Origin of the sequence: Flavobacterium luteolum, assembly GCF_027111275.1 — a bacterium.
Classification (GTDB): domain Bacteria; phylum Bacteroidota; class Bacteroidia; order Flavobacteriales; family Flavobacteriaceae; genus Flavobacterium; species Flavobacterium luteolum.
On record NZ_CP114286.1, the window covers coordinates 1899490 to 1913733 of the forward strand.

Here is a 14244-nt window from a genome sequence, read left to right on the forward strand (position 1 = left end):
AAACACGAATTTTATTTTAAATTTAAAATCTGAATTTATACATTTTACATTATCTAAAATTAATTCGCGTAATTCGTGACAAACAAACAATACTACGTTTCAAAAATTTCTAAATTCTTTTGAAAACCAACTTTATGAATTTTCCAAAACAAAAAATATATAAAGCATTAAAAATACTAGGAATAATAATTTTAGTGCTTTGCATCGGACTGTACTATTTTCGTAATTCACTTTTAAAACAGGCCATTGCAAAAGTTACCCATAAAATGGCCGTTCAGTACAACAGTAATTTTTCTGTTGAATCGGCTTCATTTGATGGTTTATCTACAATAAAATTGACAGATGTTGTTTTGGCGCCAATTAATGCTGATACGCTTGTCAAAATAAAGAATGTGGAAACCAGCATCAGCTTAAGCAATTTACTTATTGGAGATGTTCAAGTTGGAACTTTAAAAGTAGACAATGGATATATTCAATTAGTAAAAAAAGGCAAAAAACGAAATTTTGATGCTTTTCTAAAAAGAGATCGTGAAGAAACAGAATCTAACGAAAAACGCAAATATGCTTCATTTGCTTACAGAATCATTTCGAAAGTACTAAATCTAGTTCCAACCGATATGGATTTGAAAAACTTCAAATTCAAAATCGACGACAATGGAAAACAAACCAATATTGATGTAGACAAACTAGTTTTAAGCAACAAACAGCTTGAAACCAATCTTCATGTTCAGGCGAAAGATTTTGATCAGCGCTGGAACATTAAAGGATTTGCTGATCCGAGAAATAAAAAAGCTGACATTCGATTTTTTAATCTTGATACTGGAGCCATTCGCGTTCCGTATTTGGATCAGCGTTATAACTTAAAAGCAAGTTTTGATTCCATTCGATTAAATGTTCAAAACATTGACAAAAGTGGCAGCGAACTGCATATTGACGGTTATACTTCAATTGCCAATCTTAAAATCAATCATCCAAAAATTGCCAGTAAAGATGTGGTTATAAAAAATGCCCGTTTTGATTACCGCTTTTTATTGGGAGACAGTTTCATCTCAATCGACAGTACTTCAACAATGCAGTTGAATAAAATCAAAGTTCGTCCTTATATTTCTTATGATACCGAAAAGGATACGATTTATACTTTGAAGGTCGATATTCCGAAAATGAAAGCGCAAGATTTTATCGTTTCGCTTCCCGATGGATTATTTACGCATTTTCAAGGAATGCAGGCAACTGGAAATTTTGATTACAAATTGGATTTCAAATTCAATAAAAACAAACCAAATACGCTTGTTTTTGACAGTAAGCTTAATAAAGAAGATTTACGAATCACCAAATATGGAGAAGCCGATTTAAATAAACTAAACGGCGAATTTGTGTATCGTGCGATTATTCAAAATGTATTGCAAAGACCTGTTTTGGTCGGGAATGCAAATCCAAATTATACGCCTTTAGATCAGATTTCCCCTTATTTAAGAAAATGTGTTTTAACGACAGAAGATCCATCTTTCTTCTCGCATCGCGGATTCATAAACGAAGCGTTCAAACAATCGATTCTTAAAAATATTCGAACTAAGAAATTCTCTCGCGGTGCCAGCACAATCAGCATGCAGTTAATTAAGAATGTCTTTTTAACTCGTGAAAAAACGCTTTCGCGAAAGCTTGAAGAAATCCTTCTAGTTTACATTTTAGAAAACAACCGAATTGTAAGCAAAGAAAGAATGCTAGAAGTGTATTTCAATATTATTGAATGGGGACCAAATGTATATGGAATTGGCGAAGCGAGTCATTTCTATTTCCAGAAAAGTCCATCAGCTTTAAATGTAGACGAATGTTTATACTTAGCAACGATAATTCCGAAACCAAGAAAATTCATGTATCAGTTTAATGATCAAGGAAATTTGAAAGATTACGCCATTAAAAACCAGAAATTCTTGAAGAATTTGATGTTTAGAAGAGGTTTATTAGTTCCTGAAGATACAATTGGATTATTGCCGGTTTACATTTCAGGAAATGCACGTTCTTTAATCAAAATTAAAGTTCCTGACTCGACAGCTATTAAAACTGATTCTTTGGCTGTTGATGATGAATTTGATTTATAGTTTAACCGCAAGGTTCGCAAAGATTTACGCAAAGCACGCAAAGATTTTTTAACTTTTAAAAGGAAAATCTTTGCGTGCTTTTCTATTATTTTATTGATTAAAACATTGCGAACTTTGCGTAAATCTTTGCGCTCTTCGCGGTTAAATATACTTTAAGGCGCAGGATCTGGAATTATAGTCTGAACAGCGTCAATTTCTGCTAAGATTTGTTTAGAAAGAACCACATCAATTGTGTCAATGTTTTCTTTTAATTGTTCCATAGTTGTCGCTCCGATAATAGCGCTTGTCAAAAATGGTTGTTGCAACACAAATCCCATTGCAAGCTGCGTTAACGTCAAACCATGTTTTTTAGCAATTTCCTGATACAATTTGGTCGCTTCGGTACATTGGTCGCTATTGTAACGTTTGTATTGCGGAAAAAGATTAATTCTCGCTTTTGGATGACTTTCTCCAGTTAAGAATTTTCCAGTCAAAACTCCGAACGCCAAAGGCGAATATCCCAATAAACCAACATTTTCGTATTTTGAAACTTCTGCAGAATTCACTTCAAACAAACGGTTCAATAAAGAATACGGATTTTGAACAGTTTTGATTCTTGGAAGATTGTTGTATTTGCTTTCTTCCAAAAGGCGCATCATTCCCCAAGCGTTTTCATTTGAAACCCCAATGTGTTTGATTTTACCTTCTTTAATTAATCCGTCGAAAGTTTCTAAGATTTCTCTGAAATTATCTTCCCAAACATCATCGTGCCCGTGAAAAGCACGCTGTCCAAAATTATTCGTTTTTCTTTCTGGCCAATGCATTTGGTACAAATCGATATAGTCTGTTTGAAGTCTTTTTAAACTATTTTCAACCGCATATTTAATACTTGCTGGAGAAAAATCCAGTTTCTCACGCATATAACCAAAATTTGGGTTCGGACCCGCAATTTTAGAAGCCAAAACCACCTTATCTCTATTTCCCGATTTCTTAAACCAAGTTCCAATAATTTTTTCAGTGCTACCATAAGTTGCTTCACTCGCAGGAACCGAATACATTTCGGCTGTATCAAAAAAATTAACGCCTCTTTCAAGAGCATAATCCATTTGTTCGTGTCCTTCTGCTTCTGTATTCTGTTGCCCGAACGTCATCGTTCCAAGGCATATTTTACTAACTTTTATATCGGTGTTGGGTAATGTAGTGTATTTCATTTTTTTTTGAGTTGCTAAGGTTCTAAGCCGCTAAGATTCTAAGTTTTCTTATTTTGAGTTATAAAGCTTCAAAGTTACGAACGGATTTCTCAAATCTAAAAACGAGAAAGGTTAAAAAAAGTACAAGATTTATTTTGAGAGGCTAAGGTTCTAAGGAACTAAGATGTTAAGTTTAAATTCAAGTTAATAAAAAAGGGTTGAAGAAAAACTTCAACCCTTTTTCTAAAATCTTAGAAACTTAGTATCTCAGAACCTTAGCATTTTAGTTAATACTATTAAGCATCTCCGCAATCTCATCTAATCTTGGAGTTAAGATAATTTCGATTCTACGGTTTTTTGCTTTTCCTTCTGGAGTAGCGTTGCTTGCTAAAGGAGAAAATTCACTTCTTCCAGCAGCAGTTAATTTTTGTTTGTTGATTTTTGGATTTTCGCTTAAAATAGCTACAATTGCAGTTGCTCTTTTAGTCGATAAATCCCAGTTGTTTGCAATTGGCCCAGAACCTGCGTATGGATCGTCGTCTGTATGTCCTTCGATTAAAACAGAAAGATCTGGATTATCGCCTAAAACTTTTCCAAGTTCTACAACGGCTTTTCTACCTTCTGCACCAACAGCCCAGCTTCCTGAATTGAAAAGCAATTTGTTTTCCATAGAAACATATACTTTTCCATTTTTCTGCTCCACCGTTAAACCTTTACCTTCAAAACCATTTAAGGCTTTAGATAATGTTTCTTTTAGTTTGCGCATTGCCTCTTCTTTCGCTGCAATCATATTTTCCAATTCTTTCAAACGATTAGCCGTTTTATCCAAACGTGCTTGTTCATCTGCAAGAGCTTTTCCTTTTGCCTCTAATTGCGCTAAAAGCTCACGGTTCTTAGCCATGTTTTTCTCTAAAGCATCATTGCTGTTTTTCTCCAATGCATTATACGAATCCTGAAGCACTTTATATTTCTTTTGTTCAGCAGCTAGATCGGCTTTTTGTTTTGCCAAATCATCATTAGCATTTGCTAAATCTTTAGTCAATTTATCACGATCGGTTTCTAACTGATTCTTCGCTTTCTTTAAACTTTCGTTTTCATCAGCGATAGAACGGTTTTCTTTTTTTAAATCTGAATATTTTGTTTCCAGATCATTGTAAATTTTCTTAGAAACGCATGACGTTGTGGACAAGGCTAATGCCAATAATCCGATGGAGGCTTTTTTAATCATCTTACTTTAATTGGTTTTTATTTTAGGCGTTTAAAATCTCACAATTTCAAAATTCAAAATCAATTCTTGAATTTAAACCACCTTTCTCTCAACAAGAACAATACCAAAAATTAGTCAATTTCGACTAAAATAGGGCAATGATCTGAATGCATAGCGTCTGGAAGTATAACGGCTCTTTTTAATCTATTTTCTAACGCATTGCTTACCAAATTATAATCGATACGCCAACCTTTGTTATTTCCTCTTGCCCCCGCACGGTAACTCCACCAAGAATAATGGTGCGGATCTTTATTAAAATGACGGAAACTGTCAATAAAACCAGATTTCATAAATGCATCCAGCCAAGCACGTTCTGCAGGAAGAAATCCTGAAACCGTTTTATTACGAACTGGGTCGTGAATATCAATCGCTTCATGACAGATATTATAATCTCCGCATATTATCAGATTTGGAACCGTAAGTTTCAATTCATTAATATAATTTTGAAAATCATCCATGAACATGAATTTGTGATCCAATCTTTCAATATTTGTTCCAGACGGAAGGTATAAACTCATTACAGAAACATCATCAAAATCTGCACGAAGATTTCTTCCTTCAAAATCCATGTGGTGAATTCCTGTTCCGTAAACAATATTGTTTGGCTTTGTTTTAGAAAGAATCGCCACTCCGCTGTACCCTTTTTTTGTTGCAGGATAGTAATATTGAAACGGATAGCCTGCTGCTGTAATATCATCAACTGGTATCTGATCTTGTGTCGCTTTTATTTCCTGAAGGCATATTACATCAGGATTTGCTTGTTGCAGCCACTCGATAAACCCTTTGTTTATTGCCGCTCTAATTCCATTTACATTATAAGAAATAATTTTCATCAGTGATTTTTTTAGGATTTCAAATGTAATAAAAAAGTGCAAAGTTTGTCTTGGAAACAGCGAAAAGTAGACTTTTTTGTTATCTTTGTTCGCTGTTCTAATAATTTAAAAGTAGTAGATGGGTTTAGTTACCGCGAAAGAAGTTGCAAAGGCAATAAATGTTGAAAAGTACGGAGTTTTCGGTACCTTTTCTGGCTGGATTCTTATGAAGGTTCTTAAGATCTCGACCCTTAATAAAATTTACGATCGTAATAAACATTTGGAAGACCTTGACTTTTTGAATGGAATTTTGGATGAAATGGAAATTAAATTCGAAATCCCAGAAGAAGATTTAAAACGTCTGCCAAAAGATGGTGCGTATATAACCATTTCAAATCATCCGCTTGGAGGAATTGATGGAATTTTGCTTTTGAAATTAATGCTCGAAAGAGAGCCAAATTTCAAAATCATCGCCAATTTCTTGTTACACAGAATTGTTCCGATGAAAAAATATATCATGCCGGTTAATCCTTTTGAGAATCATAAGGACGCAAAATCGAGCGTAATTGGAATTAAAGAAACATTGCGCCATTTAAGCGACGGAAAACCGTTGGGTATTTTTCCTGCCGGTGAAGTTTCTACTTATAAAGATGGCAAATTAGTAGTGGATAAACCTTGGGAAGAAGGCGCGCTGAAATTAATCAGAAAAGCAAAAGTTCCTGTAGTTCCAATTTACTTTCATGCAAAAAACAGTAAATTATTCTACTGGCTTTCTAAAATTGATGATACTTTGCGTACCGCTAAATTACCTTCAGAATTGCTTACGCAAAAAGATCGTGTAATTAAAGTTCGTATTGGAAAACCAATTTCTGTAAGTGAGCAAAATGAAATAGAATCTTTTGAAGAATATTCAGAATTCTTGAGAAAGAAAACCTATATGCTGGCTAATCCGTTTGAGAAAGACACCAAACTGATTGACACGGCAAGTCTTAAAATACCAAAAGCACCTAAAAAAATCGTAACCGCTGCAAGTGAATCAAAATTGATTGATGAAGTGCAAGCATTACGCGATAGTGACAGCAGGTTTTTACAAAGCAAAAACTACGAGGTTTTCTTTGCAAGCGCAAAAGAGATTCCGAACATTTTGCATGAAATCGGTCGTTTACGCGAAATCACTTTCCGTGAAGTTGGAGAAGGAACAAATGAATCTATCGATTTAGACGAATACGACCAATATTATCACCATATGTTTTTATGGGATGATGAAACCAAGAAAATCGCTGGAGCATATCGTATGGGATTAGGTTCTGAGATTTATCCAAAATACGGAATTGAAGGTTTTTATTTGACTGATCTATTTAGGTTTGAACCAGAATTGCACGATATGATGCATAAGTCAATCGAAATGGGACGTGCTTTTATCGTGAAAGAATATCAGCAAAAACCAATGCCTTTGTTCTTATTGTGGAAAGGTATTATTCACACCACTTTACGTCATCCTGAACACAAATATTTAGTTGGCGGTGTAAGTATCAGTAATCAGTTTTCAGATTTCTCTAAATCATTGATGATTGAGTTTATGAAATCAAACTACTACGATCCGTATATTGCACAATACATTCATCCGAAAAAAGCGTACAAAGTAAAACTGAAAGACGCTGACAAAGATTTTATCTTCGATGAAGCAGAATCTGATTTGAATAAGTTTGACAAAATTATTGACGAACTAGAACCAGGAAACTTACGTTTGCCTGTTTTAATTAAGAAATACATCAAACAAAACGCAAGAGTTGTAGCTTTTAACGTTGACCCGTTATTTAATAACGCTATCGACGGTTTAATGTACATTAGAATCGCAGATATTCCAGAAAGCACTATGAAACCCGTCATCGAAGAGTTTCAGATTGAATTGGAAAAGAAATTGTCTGAAAAGGAAGATTAAGCTTACTCTATCGAAATAAAAAAATCCCATTTGCATTGCAAATGGGATTTTTTAGTTACAACAGTTATTTAAAAACCAAATTGGAATTATTCTTTTCCAATTTCATCAAGCTCTTCCAATTGATTTTTAGGATCTGTACCATACTGATTTGGTCCTTTTTCACCCTCTGTACATGCTAAAACCAGATTATAGATAGGGAAAATAATATACCAGCCACTTTTTCCTACATCGTGCATTCTTCTAACTCCTACTGCAATCGAAGGAATTAAAACTGCTAAATTATACAGGCTGCTTAACAATGCTAGTTTTTCAGAAATAATTCCTAATCCAAACAATAAACCATAACCAATAATAGCATTAACCAAAACGAATAACCAATATTCTTTTCTTCTTGCTCTGCCGTTAAAATTTGCATAGTTTTCAAAAACTACCTTTTTGTACATTTCAATCATAATAAAATCATTTAAATTCTCTTACTCTTAAGGATTTTCAGTTACTCCATCACTCTTTAACAAAGCGCAAGATTAACTACTATCGATTTAATTTTCAGGAACTAAAAGTCATAATTGTATTACAAAAAGACATTATTAGCACAAAAAAAATCCCATTCATTTCTGAATGGGATCTTAAGTAAATATTTGTTTTTCTTTTAAAACCAGCCTTTTTTACCAACTTGATAAGTTTGGTAAAAATCTTCATCTGATTTTGTTAAGTAGATGATTCCTTCAATAAATCCAATAATACTACCAACACCGCAAGTTACGATTGTAATTACAATTTGGATGATTCCTTCTTGAGTGTATCCTAAGATGAATTTATGAATACCTAAGTATCCAAAAATAATTCCCATAATTCCTGCTAATACCTTTTTATTCTCTTGTCTAGGTTGAGATGGTGTATTCCAGCTTTCTGGTTTTGTAGTTTCCATTTTTATATTATTTAGTTAATTATTAATTCCGATTTCATCAATTTCTTCAATGGTACTTTTAGGATCTGGACCATAGTAATTTTCCCCGTGTTCTCCTTCTGTTGCTAACAAAACAAGAAACCAGATAGGACCAACCAACGGAATGAAAGAAATTAAAACATTCCATCCACTTTTACCCAAATCGTGCATTCTTCTAACCGTTACAGCCAATGATGGGATTAAAGCAATAAGAGAGTACAAAGCGATTAACCCTATTGCAACTGGAAAACCTAAAAATCCTCCTCCAATTATTGATACTATTATCGCTAAAGCAATAAACACAAAAAAGATTACAGCGGTTGCCAAACGAAAATACCAATATTCACTTCTTCTAGCTCTTCCGCTAAAATTCGAATAGTTCTCGAACATTGCAATTTTATACCATTCAATCATAATTTTTAAATCGGTTATTTTTGGCCTACTCTTGGGATTTTCGGTTTTCTCCTTACTTTAAAAAAGAACCTATTTAGACTCATTCTTTTAAAATTCGGAAACAATATTATTAAAAATTAACAAATAAAACTAATCTCACTAAATAAAATTTACAAGAAAAAACTCGTTATTAAATTCTAAAGGCTGTAGGCTAGTTTTTATGGTACACCGCTTTAATTTTATCTACAATTACCTGAGCCAGACGTTCATGACTTTCAAATGTCCAACCCGCAATATGAGGCGTCAGTAAGACATTTTTTGCTTCCATAAGATATTGAAGCGCTTCTGGCGTATTGTTTTCTTGAAATAGGGTTTCAAACGAAAGTTTTTCATATTCCAAAACATCCAAACCTGCTCCTAGAACTTTTTTCTCTTTCATTGCCTCAACCAAATCGGCTGTTACGATGTTTTTGCCACGCGATGTATTAATTATCCAAAATGGCTTTTTAAATGCATTTATAAAGTCCTTGTTGACCATTTTATCTGTTTCTGGTGTCCAAGGAAGGTGAAGGCTTAAAACATCCGCTTTTTCGCGTAATTCTTCCAAAGAAACTTGTTTTGCATTTTCGTCGCCAACATTATCCAAAATATCATAGCATAAAACTTCTGTTTCAAAACCTCTCAGTTTTTTTGCAAAAGCTTTTCCCATATTTCCGTAACCAATAATTCCGACTGTTTTTAAATCCAATTCATGACCACGGTTGCTTTCGCGATTCCATTGTCCTGCTTTTACTTCAGCATCAGCTTGATTTAGATTATTGAATAAAGAAAGAATCACGCCTAAAGAATGTTCTGCAACAGCATTGCGATTTCCTTCGGGTGCGGCGATTAGATGAATTCCTTTTGAAGAAGCATACTCACAATCAATGCTTTCCAAACCAGCACCAACTCTCGCAATAAACTGCAACTTTGTTGCTTTATCCAAAAAACCCTTATCAATCTTGAATCGGCTACGAATTACGATTCCGTTATAGTCATGAATTTTTGCTTCAATTTCTTCTTTTGAAGATTTGAAATCAGCGTGATTTTCAAAACCCGCTTCTTCCAATTGGTTCCATAGAATTGGATTATTACTGTCGATATGAAGAATTTTTATACTCATTTTTTCTAAATTTTATAAAAAACAAAAATACGGTTAATTTAATCTCGCAAAACCACAAAGCCACAAAGTTTTTCCCATTGCAATGCACTTTGAACTTCTGGAATCTTTGCAGCTTTGCTTCTAAACTTTTTATTGGTCGGATTTTTTTTTAACTTTGAAAGAATAAGGATTTCGCAATCCATCATATAAATCTTCAGAAAATCTTCCCATAATGAAACTAACCAAGACTTTTAAAGCCTTTTTTGAAAACGAAAAATCGGGAGGAATTATCTTGCTCTGTGTTACGATTTTATCTCTATATCTTGCCAACTCTTCAGTTCAAATTCCGTATGTTGCTTTTTGGGAAAAAGAAATTTCAGGGCATTCTATTACACACTGGATCAATGACGGATTGATGACAATTTTCTTCCTTTTGATCGGATTGGAGCTCGAACGCGAAATTTATCACGGTGAATTATCAAATATTAAGAACGCTTCTTTGCCTATAATGGCCGCTTTTGGCGGAATGCTGGTTCCTGCAGCAATCTTTTTGGCTTTAAATTACGGAACAACGACACAAAACGGAGCTGGAATCCCAATGGCGACCGATATTGCCTTTGCAATCGGAATTTTATCCCTTCTAGGAAAAAGAGTTCCTACATCTTTAAAAGTTTTCTTAACTGCTTTAGCTGTTATTGATGATTTAGGCGCTATTATCGTTATTGCAGTTTTTTACACCACATCAATCTCTTTTTTAAATCTAGGAATTGCACTAGGAATTTGGGGCTTATTATTCATCTTAAATCGAATGAAAATCCATAATCTAATTCCATATCTTGTTGGTGGAGCTATTATGTGGTATTTTATGCTTAATTCTGGCGTTCATGCAACCATTACAGGAGTTATTTTAGCATTTGTAATTCCGTTTGGAGATGGCGGAGAAAAAACTTCTTCGTATAGACTACAACATTTTTTGCATCAGCCCGTTGCCTTTCTAATATTGCCTCTCTTTGCAATTGCAAATACCGCTATAACCATTACAGAAAACTGGCACGAAGGTCTTAATCATGTTAATACATACGGAATCATTCTTGGTCTTGTGGTCGGTAAACCACTTGGAATTTTGCTTTTCTCTTCTGTCGGCGTGACGTCTGGCTTGTGCATGTTACCTAAAAACTTAAAATGGACACATATTTTAGGTGCAGGAATGCTGGGCGGAATTGGTTTTACCATGTCAATATTCATTACTGTTCTTGCTTTCAAAAATCCCGAAGTTATTGTTTTTTCTAAAATAGCAATTCTTATTGCCTCTTTCTTGGCTGGACTTATGGGATTTGTTTATTTGAAATACATACTAAACAGATCGAAATAAAATCCCAACAAAAAAATCCCAAACTCCAGTTTGAAAATTGGAATTTGGGATTTTTAATATTTGAAATTTCTTTAAAACCTAACCTTTGATTTGTTTTAAAGAAGTTTTGATTCCTTTAATTAATGATGAGCTAAATCCATTGTGTTCCATTTCATTTAAACCGACAATTGTACAGCCTTGAGGCGTCGTTACACGGTCGATTAATTGTTCTGGGTGCACTCGTTCTTCTAAAAGCATTTTTGCCGCCCCTTTTACCGTTTGTGCCGCGATTGCTAGAGCAGTATTAGAATCAAATCCAATTTCGATTCCTGCTTGCATAGAAGCGCGAATATAACGCAATGCGTATGCAGTTCCGCACGCACCTAAAACTGTTGCTGCATCCATTAGTTTTTCATCTATTACAGGAGCAGTTCCTAAATCTTGAAACAAATCAACAACTGGTGAAGCATTTGCTGCATATTTTTCAGGGAAAGAAATACAAGTTGCCGATTCTCCAAACTGTGCCGCAATATTTGGCATAATGCGAACAACTGGATATTCAAAATTTGTTTTGGTTTGAAGCATATCCAAAGACAATCCGCTAACCGCCGAAGCAATTGTTTTATTTTGGATAACTGGCAGAATTTCGGCCAAAACAGTATCTACCTGATAGGGTTTTATAGTCAAAATTACAACATCAGCTTCCTCAATGTTGTGTTTATTATCGTTAGAAACAGTAATTCCGTACTCAGATAAATATTGAATACTTGCTGTGTTTCTTCTTGTGACAGTAACTTGGTTGTTTTTCGAGAATTTAGCAATTCCTAAGGCAATAGAAACCCCAAGGTTTCCTCCTCCAATAATGTGTACTTTCATTTTGGTTTGGCTTTAATTTATTTCTGCTGGTAAACAGCATTTTCCGCCTGCAAATTACGCAGATTTTAGAGATTTTAAATCACTGAAAACGGCTAATTTGTGGCAAAAATCTAGAATCCAAGAATCAGATTTGCTACTCCGAAGTATAACATGATTCCGAATACATCGTTGGTTGTTGTGATAAACGGACCAGTCGCAATTGCGGGATCAATTTTGTTTTTGTTCAAGAAAAGCGGCACTAAAGTTCCTAAAGTAGCAGCAAATAAAATCACGACAATCATCGAAATTGAAATGGCAAACCCAACTAAATACTGTTGGTACATGATAGAATGGTAACACAATAAAAGGAATGAAATAATACTTCCCGAAATCATCGAAACCGTAATTTCTTTAGTAAAATAAGCACGGCTGAAATCTTTTAATGTTCCATTTGCTAAACCTTGCACTACGATTGCCGAAGCCTGAACTCCAATATTTCCAGCAGTTGCAGAAAGTAAAGGCACAAAAATGATTAATGTTGAATATTTTTGGAAAGTAGCTTCATTGCCTTTTAAAACAAAAGACGCAACAATTTCGATCACCATTCCAATCAGAAGCCAAGGCAAACGTGCTTTGGTCAACTCGTAAACGCTGTCATTCGATTCAACATCTTGGGTAATACCGGCAGCTAACTGGTAATCTTTATCGGCTTCTTCTTTGATTACGTCTACGATATCATCGATGGTAATTCTTCCTACCAAACGACCTAACTCGTCAACAACTGGAATTGCCTCTAAATCGTATTTCTGCATGATACGAGCGACTTCAACATCTTCCGTATCAACATTTACAAAATTTAATTTTCGGATATAAACTTCACCAATCTGAGTTTTGGTAGAAGAAGTCAACAAATCTTTAAGAGAAAGTCTTCCTTTTAGTCTATTTTCATCATCCACTACATAAATAGAATGCACTCTGGATACATTTTCTGCCTGAATACGCATTTCTTTAACGCAGGTCAAAACATTCCAGTTTTCATTCACTTTTACAAGCTCTTTACCCATTAGACCACCAGCTGTGTTTTCGTCGTAACGCAAAAGATCTACAATGTCTTTGGCGTGTTCAACATCCAATATTTCAGAGATTACTTCCGCTTTAATTTCCTGCGAAAGTTCTGCGATAATATCGGCAGCATCATTGGTTTCAAGCTCATCAAGCTCTTCTGCGATTTCCTTTGGTGAAAGTCGGCTTAAGATATTTTCACGCAGATCTTCTTCCAATTCAAGAAGAATTTCGGCCGTTTTATCACTATCTAAAACCTTAAAGATGTAGGTTGCCTCATCGAAATCTAATTCGTCTAAAATTTCGGCAATATCAGCGTGGTGCAGATCATTAAGTAAAACTTCTAATTCGCTGTCGTTTTTCTTATTGATCAGTTCCTCTAACTGGTGTATAAATTCTTTACTAACTTTGAACTCCATCGGTTTCTATTTTTAGAGTTAGTTCAATAAATTCATCGACGCTAAGCTGCTCCGGACGTTTATCAAAGATAGTGTCTTCTCGCAATTTGTCTGATAAATTTAATGTTTTCAAACTGTTACGTAATGTTTTTCGTCTCTGCTGAAAAGCGGTTTTTACAACTGTAAAAAATAACTTTTCACTGCAAGGAAGACTGTAATCTTCCTTTCGGGTCATTCTCATCACACCCGATTTCACCTTGGGCGGAGGAATAAAAACGTTTTCATCAACCGTAAACAGATACTCTGTAGTATAGAAAGCCTGGGCTAAAACGGATAATATTCCGTAGGTTTTCGAGCCTTTCTTTTCGCAGATGCGCTCGGCTACTTCTTTCTGGAACATTCCTGAAAATTCAGGAATCTGATGTTTAAGATCTAATGTCCTAAAAACAATCTGAGAAGAAATATTGTACGGAAAGTTTCCAATTATGGCAAACTGTTTGTCTTGGTAAACTTCATTTATATTATACTTCAGGAAATCCTGAGAAATAATCTTGTCTTTTAATTTTGGATAATGTGCATCCAAATACGCTACCGATTCGGTATCGATCTCAATAACGTGTGTGGTAATTGGCTTTTCAAGTAAATATTTAGTAAGCACACCCATTCCTGGCCCTATTTCTAGAACCTCCTCATATCCTTTAAGACTCAAAGTATCTGCAATAGCCTTTGCGACACTTTCGTCTTTAAGAAAGTGCTGTCCTAAATGTTTTTTTGCTTTTACTTTTTCCATATTCCTTATTTACTTCCTG

Annotated in this window: 13 protein-coding genes; 3 read left to right on the forward strand and 10 right to left on the reverse strand. The window is 34.6% G+C overall.

The genetic code is table 11. From position 1 onward, the window contains the following. The first annotated feature begins 134 nt into the window (after positions 1-134). The gene (locus OZP10_RS08150; protein WP_281634228.1) at positions 135-2099 is read left to right on the forward strand and encodes a transglycosylase domain-containing protein; all 1965 of its coding nucleotides are present in this window, start codon (positions 135-137) and stop codon (positions 2097-2099) included. Between the two features lie 152 nt (positions 2100-2251). On the opposite strand, the gene OZP10_RS08155 is transcribed toward OZP10_RS08150, so the two are convergent. From OZP10_RS08155 to OZP10_RS08165, 3 genes are all read right to left on the reverse strand, one after another. After that, on the reverse strand, positions 2252-3289 hold the full coding sequence (locus OZP10_RS08155; RefSeq protein WP_281634229.1) for an aldo/keto reductase: 1038 nt from the start codon (positions 3287-3289) through the stop codon (positions 2252-2254). A 262-nt stretch (positions 3290-3551) separates the two neighbouring features. Further along, on the reverse strand, positions 3552-4496 hold the full coding sequence (locus OZP10_RS08160; RefSeq protein WP_281634230.1) for an OmpA family protein: 945 nt from the start codon (positions 4494-4496) through the stop codon (positions 3552-3554). A 110-nt stretch (positions 4497-4606) separates the two neighbouring features. Beyond that, positions 4607-5368: an exodeoxyribonuclease III gene (locus tag OZP10_RS08165; protein ID WP_281634231.1), complete on the reverse strand. Its 762-nt coding sequence runs from the start codon at positions 5366-5368 to the stop codon at positions 4607-4609. Between the two features lie 118 nt (positions 5369-5486). Between OZP10_RS08165 and OZP10_RS08170 the strand changes: the two genes are divergently transcribed. Next, positions 5487-7289, forward strand: a complete 1803-nt coding sequence (locus OZP10_RS08170; RefSeq protein ID WP_095930306.1) for a GNAT family N-acyltransferase — start codon at positions 5487-5489, stop codon at positions 7287-7289. An 86-nt stretch (positions 7290-7375) separates the two neighbouring features. Here OZP10_RS08170 and OZP10_RS08175 read toward each other — a convergent pair whose 3' ends face one another. The 4 genes from OZP10_RS08175 to OZP10_RS08190 form a co-directional block, all read right to left on the reverse strand. Beyond that, positions 7376-7741 carry a DUF805 domain-containing protein gene (locus OZP10_RS08175; protein ID WP_281634232.1) on the reverse strand — a complete coding sequence of 122 codons (366 nt, stop codon included), beginning with the start codon at positions 7739-7741 and terminating at the stop codon, positions 7376-7378. Positions 7742-7938: 197 nt separating this feature from the next. After that, a complete protein-coding gene (locus OZP10_RS08180; protein ID WP_095930301.1) occupies positions 7939-8217 on the reverse strand; it encodes a TM2 domain-containing protein in 279 nt (92 codons plus the stop codon). A gap of 15 nt (positions 8218-8232) precedes the next feature. Further along, on the reverse strand, positions 8233-8649 hold the full coding sequence (locus OZP10_RS08185) for a DUF805 domain-containing protein (RefSeq protein WP_281634233.1): 417 nt from the start codon (positions 8647-8649) through the stop codon (positions 8233-8235). Positions 8650-8839: 190 nt separating this feature from the next. After that, the gene (locus OZP10_RS08190; RefSeq protein WP_281634234.1) at positions 8840-9790 is read right to left on the reverse strand and encodes a 2-hydroxyacid dehydrogenase; all 951 of its coding nucleotides are present in this window, start codon (positions 9788-9790) and stop codon (positions 8840-8842) included. Between the two features lie 211 nt (positions 9791-10001). Between OZP10_RS08190 and nhaA the strand changes: the two genes are divergently transcribed. Further along, a complete protein-coding gene (nhaA, locus tag OZP10_RS08195) occupies positions 10002-11141 on the forward strand; it encodes a Na+/H+ antiporter NhaA (protein ID WP_281634235.1) in 1140 nt (379 codons plus the stop codon). A gap of 78 nt (positions 11142-11219) precedes the next feature. Here the strand turns inward: nhaA and proC are convergent, their stop codons facing one another. The 3 genes from proC to rsmA form a co-directional block, all read right to left on the reverse strand. Beyond that, positions 11220-11996 carry a pyrroline-5-carboxylate reductase gene (gene proC, locus OZP10_RS08200; RefSeq protein WP_111425314.1) on the reverse strand — a complete coding sequence of 259 codons (777 nt, stop codon included), beginning with the start codon at positions 11994-11996 and terminating at the stop codon, positions 11220-11222. A gap of 110 nt (positions 11997-12106) precedes the next feature. After that, the gene (gene mgtE, locus OZP10_RS08205) at positions 12107-13456 is read right to left on the reverse strand and encodes a magnesium transporter (protein WP_095930296.1); all 1350 of its coding nucleotides are present in this window, start codon (positions 13454-13456) and stop codon (positions 12107-12109) included. Then, on the reverse strand, positions 13440-14225 hold the full coding sequence (gene rsmA, locus OZP10_RS08210; RefSeq protein WP_177211655.1) for a 16S rRNA (adenine(1518)-N(6)/adenine(1519)-N(6))-dimethyltransferase RsmA: 786 nt from the start codon (positions 14223-14225) through the stop codon (positions 13440-13442). The genes mgtE and rsmA overlap by 17 nt, the downstream gene beginning before the upstream one ends. Between the last annotated feature and the right edge of the window lie 19 nt (positions 14226-14244).